7 protein-coding genes are annotated in these 3,963 nt (G+C 46.7%); all 7 read left to right on the plus strand.

Annotated features, from left to right (window positions below):
- Positions 1-363, plus strand: a 363-nt coding sequence (locus ACOT1A_RS24345) for a transposase (protein ID WP_421625538.1), incomplete at its 5' end; no start/stop codon positions are given.
- Between the two features lie 116 nt (positions 364-479).
- Positions 480-809 carry a hypothetical protein gene (locus ACOT1A_RS24350; protein ID WP_000140246.1) on the plus strand — a complete coding sequence of 110 codons (330 nt, stop codon included), beginning with the start codon at positions 480-482 and terminating at the stop codon, positions 807-809.
- A gap of 153 nt (positions 810-962) precedes the next feature.
- Positions 963-2,375, plus strand: coding sequence for a hypothetical protein (locus tag ACOT1A_RS24355; RefSeq protein WP_022646499.1), 1,413 nt, complete (start codon positions 963-965; stop codon positions 2,373-2,375).
- A gap of 249 nt (positions 2,376-2,624) precedes the next feature.
- Positions 2,625-2,864 (plus strand): hypothetical protein, encoded by a 240-nt coding sequence (locus tag ACOT1A_RS24360; RefSeq protein WP_001180999.1) that lies wholly within the window; start codon positions 2,625-2,627, stop codon positions 2,862-2,864.
- 62 nt (positions 2,865-2,926) lie between these two features.
- Positions 2,927-3,238, plus strand: coding sequence for a hypothetical protein (locus ACOT1A_RS24365; protein WP_000172888.1), 312 nt, complete (start codon positions 2,927-2,929; stop codon positions 3,236-3,238).
- Positions 3,235-3,429: a hypothetical protein gene (locus ACOT1A_RS24370; protein WP_000159617.1), complete on the plus strand. Its 195-nt coding sequence runs from the start codon at positions 3,235-3,237 to the stop codon at positions 3,427-3,429. The genes ACOT1A_RS24365 and ACOT1A_RS24370 overlap by 4 nt, the downstream gene beginning before the upstream one ends.
- Before the next feature lie 54 nt (positions 3,430-3,483).
- Positions 3,484-3,933 carry an HNH endonuclease gene (locus ACOT1A_RS24375; RefSeq protein WP_000241453.1) on the plus strand — a complete coding sequence of 150 codons (450 nt, stop codon included), beginning with the start codon at positions 3,484-3,486 and terminating at the stop codon, positions 3,931-3,933.
- The last annotated feature ends 30 nt before the right edge of the window (positions 3,934-3,963 follow it).

A 3,963-nucleotide genomic window follows, 5' to 3' on the forward strand; every position in this document is an offset into this window, starting at 1 on the left:
AGGTCAGCCGCCGCCGATGGCGCTTACGATACCCGGCTATGTCACGATGAACTGCGGCGTAAGAAAATCAGCGCGCTTATCCCGCCCCGAAAAGGTGCGGGTTACTGGCCCGGTGAATATGCAGACCGTAACCGTGCTGTTGCGAATCAGCGGCTGACCGGGAGTAATGCGCGGTGGAAATGGACAACAGATTACAATCGTCGCTCGATAGCGGAAACGGCGATGTACCGGGTAAAACAGCTGTTCGGGGGTTCACTGACGCTGCGTGACTACGATGGTCAGGTTGCGGAGGCTATGGCCCTGGTACGAGCGCTGAACAAAATGACGAAAGCAGGTATGCCTGAAAGCGTGCGTATTGCCTGAAAACACAACCCGCTACGGGGGAGACTTACCCGAAATCTGATTTATTCAACAAAGCCTCTTTTCTTTTAAAAATAAATTATTCAGATTTATTTTCTATTGATTTAATGAGGTAGGGAATGACAGAAAGTGCTTTGCTTTTGCGAGAGGCATTTAATGAATCGGTTAACTATATGACATGGTCTTTTTATTCACTGATAACTGCTTACGTTTCGATGGCTTTTTATGATAGAGTTGAGGTTAAGACCCGAATAAATAATTATCTGAATAAGTTACTTTTCGTGATTGCTATGTCCGTTTTTATCCCAAATATGTACTTTGTTTCAATGGTGTTCAGTCAGAAGTTAGGCACCGCAGCTGGCGTTGCGTCATTCATTATTGGGCTACTTTTCATGATGTTAAACTCGGCACCTGTAATTACTGGTATCGTACAGCAGCGCAAAGATTGAGTTTTATGAGTATAGTCAGTTGGGTTTTCATCTGTTTTATCAGACTTAGAAAAATGAAATCTTTCAATTCATTGATTTTAAACGCAAAAAAATTTCTAAATGATCAGAATTATAGGGTGCTCATTTTGCACAGCAGTAGGGGTTGACCATTCAATGGAAACGCTCCTTCGAACTGACCCGGAGAAATACGGTTATCAGGCTGGCCTGAGTCGTCTTCAGCGATTTCTTTCTAAGATCCAGTACGACTGGAGCCTGCGGGATTATATCGGTCGTAAAGTGTTCGAAGGCGGATATGTGCGTCTTCAACCCAATATCTTTTCTTCGTCCCTGACTGAACGTCTTTTTCATGCCTGTTGCAGCCTTGATTATGTTGAAGCAAGACGTGCGGCAGAGCATCGCAGAAAGCTACTTTCCGGCGAGGTTGACGATACGGCTTATAACCGTCGTATGGCTGAGCCACAATTTCGGCTTGTACAGGAAGCAAACGTGATCCACGTTGATTTCCTCTGGTCGTTGCACTGTTTCAACCCTCGCCCGTTTCGGGCAATTGAGATCTATCGCAGGGTCTGGGAAGAGGCCGATCTGGACCTTCTTGAGGATGAGCCTGACATGCAGCCTGTGCCCCGTACACCAATGCCAGCTCCACTCTGGATGAAACTGCCCGGAGGCCGGTTCGGTACAGCTTATGATGGACTGACTGATACGTTGCCGCTGATGACCTATTTTGACGGGCAGGCTGACCCCAGGGCTTCACGTAGCCTAAAGACCGGAGAGAGCAGTTCTGTCGTCGTGGCATTCGAGGAAGAGGATGAGCTGACTGTTGAAGAAGATACGGCGTCCTGGATTATCTGGCATGAATACGACGGGTTACGCCAGCGCATCGCTGACGGTGAGTTTACTCCAACGACTGCTGCTCAGTATCTTCTTCGTTATGGCGCGGTCCGAATTTCAAAAGGCAAGGGCGCTGTCTATCATCGTCTCGCACAGCGGGGACAAACCTTTTCCCGCCTGGGGATAGGCGACAGAGTGTCGCTTCCAGAGCTGGTTGCCAGTCGGCGTTTTAAAATACTCAGTGATTCTGCATACCGTCAGGTTGTAGCCCGGAAATTGCGTGGACAGATAAAAAAGTTCAGATTCTGGGCATGCGTAGCTGCCTGTGTTCAGTTGCACGTACACAACAAGACGGCACTCGGAGAAAGAATTTTAACGTTACTCGAAGGTGAGAGGGAACAGCAACAAGGTGCGATCCAGGCGAAGCTGAAGGCGGGAATGATGGATGCAGTTCTAACTCTGTGTAACCAGCGACTCCGGGTGAAAGAAAATACTAACCAGCCAGAGGAGTTCCGCTATTACCGTGCCGTAAGAGCTCGTTTCATGCGCCATTTATCTGAATGCCTTAAGCCAGAAAATGGCGGCGTTATCCGTGACGTTATCTGGGAACTGAGGGTGCTGAGCAGTGCTCACGGTACGACCAAAACAGGTTTTTACTATGTCGATAGCAATCGCCCGACAGCGAAAGGACTGTTAAACCGCCTTCTGATGAGGATGGTCAAGCAGGTCGTATAAGCGTCTGAAACGCGAAACACACGAAAATGGAGGGGTTATACAAAAAAAACTTAGCTTTGATCGTGATGTAATGTGGACATCATGTCCAAGCGTTGCTGCATCCAGAAAAGTAACTTTAATCCTGTTGATACAGCCCTTGCATTACCTGTTTACGCATAGCGTGGAAACGTTCTAATTAAACCAGACGAATATAAATTTAAATTAATTCACTCACCCCCGGAATCGGGGAACTAAACAAAAGGATCATCAATGCAAAATCAAAATACACCCGCTCAGGAAAAACACACCGTATACCTTTTTAATGCCGAACATGCTGACAAGACAGCCGCCAAGCAAGCCGGGAAACTCTTCACGCTGGACATTGAACACCCAATGACCCTCAACGATCTCTCGCTGCTGTGTGAGTCGGTCGCGGACGCTGTGGGAGCACCTGGCGGAATTAAATATGAAATCACAACAGAGCCTAATGGGGTTCAGGAGGAATACTGAATCAGTGTGGTGTGAGTCCATTTTAATTTGACGTTTCATGAGTTCTATCGAGAGGCTGAAGTATGACTTTGAAAATGGAAAGTTCCCGGACTTCCAAGCCTGAGGGGCCATTTGTATTAATCACTTTTGAGGGGGACGAATTTCTTTTTGATGACAGACATAATGTCGTCAAGATAAATGGCAGGCCTAAAAAAATGGATGTAAAGCGAAATTATTTTGAGTCCGATCTGGGAGAAGGGAAAGCGAAATACTGGACTTTAAATATCGAAGAGGCTCATCGGTTCAATTCGATTGATGAAGCGACAGAACAACTTTGTAAACTGAGTCGCCCTCATCTGATCAAAATTCGCAAAGTTGAGGGGGTATCTGAATGACCAAAGAGATGTTTTTACGCATTTTAAATGAGGCACAGGCTCGTGTGGATAACGATTCGCTTCCGCTTGATGTTCGTATCCGGTCACGCACCACGGTAAATGATTGCGTCATCCGGGCAGATAAAGAGGGGTGGCCTATTGAGTATAAACAGAAGGTCTGGGTAGATGCAGTCAGTGGCTGTTATCTTTAGCGGTTACTTAAGCCAGTTCCTGTGCCCGTGAGCTTAGTAAAGGCGGAAAATGATATGGTCAAGGTGATAAATATCAACGGGAATTTAGTTGAATTACCTGAGCCCTCAGCAAAGTTATCCAAAGCTGAATCACCTGATGGTAGGTTCTCAAAACCTAAAAATAAGATCTCTAAAATACAGCGAGCTGAGCTGCGAATGAAATTTGGGGGGCGTTGTGCCTATTGTGGTTGCAAGCTTCCTGAAAAAGGGTGGCATGCCGATCATGTTGAGCCTGTTCGACGCGACTTTGAACTGGTGAGAGCCCCTGTCGGCAGCGGCGTAACTCATGTTGCCCGAAGTACGGGTAAGGTTATGCACCCTGAACTGCATGCTATAGAAAACTTATTTCCATCATGCGCCCCCTGCAACCTTTTTAAAGGAGCTTTTAGTGTTGAAGGAATGAGAAAAGAAATGGCACTGTTGCAAATAGTCGGTGGTGATAAACTTATCATCCCCTTTTGCTGATGGAGCTGCACATGAACCCATTCAAAGGCC

It is taken from the genome of Enterobacter cloacae complex sp. SYL003, assembly GCF_049236925.1.
Classification (GTDB): domain Bacteria; phylum Pseudomonadota; class Gammaproteobacteria; order Enterobacterales; family Enterobacteriaceae; genus Enterobacter; species Enterobacter intestinihominis.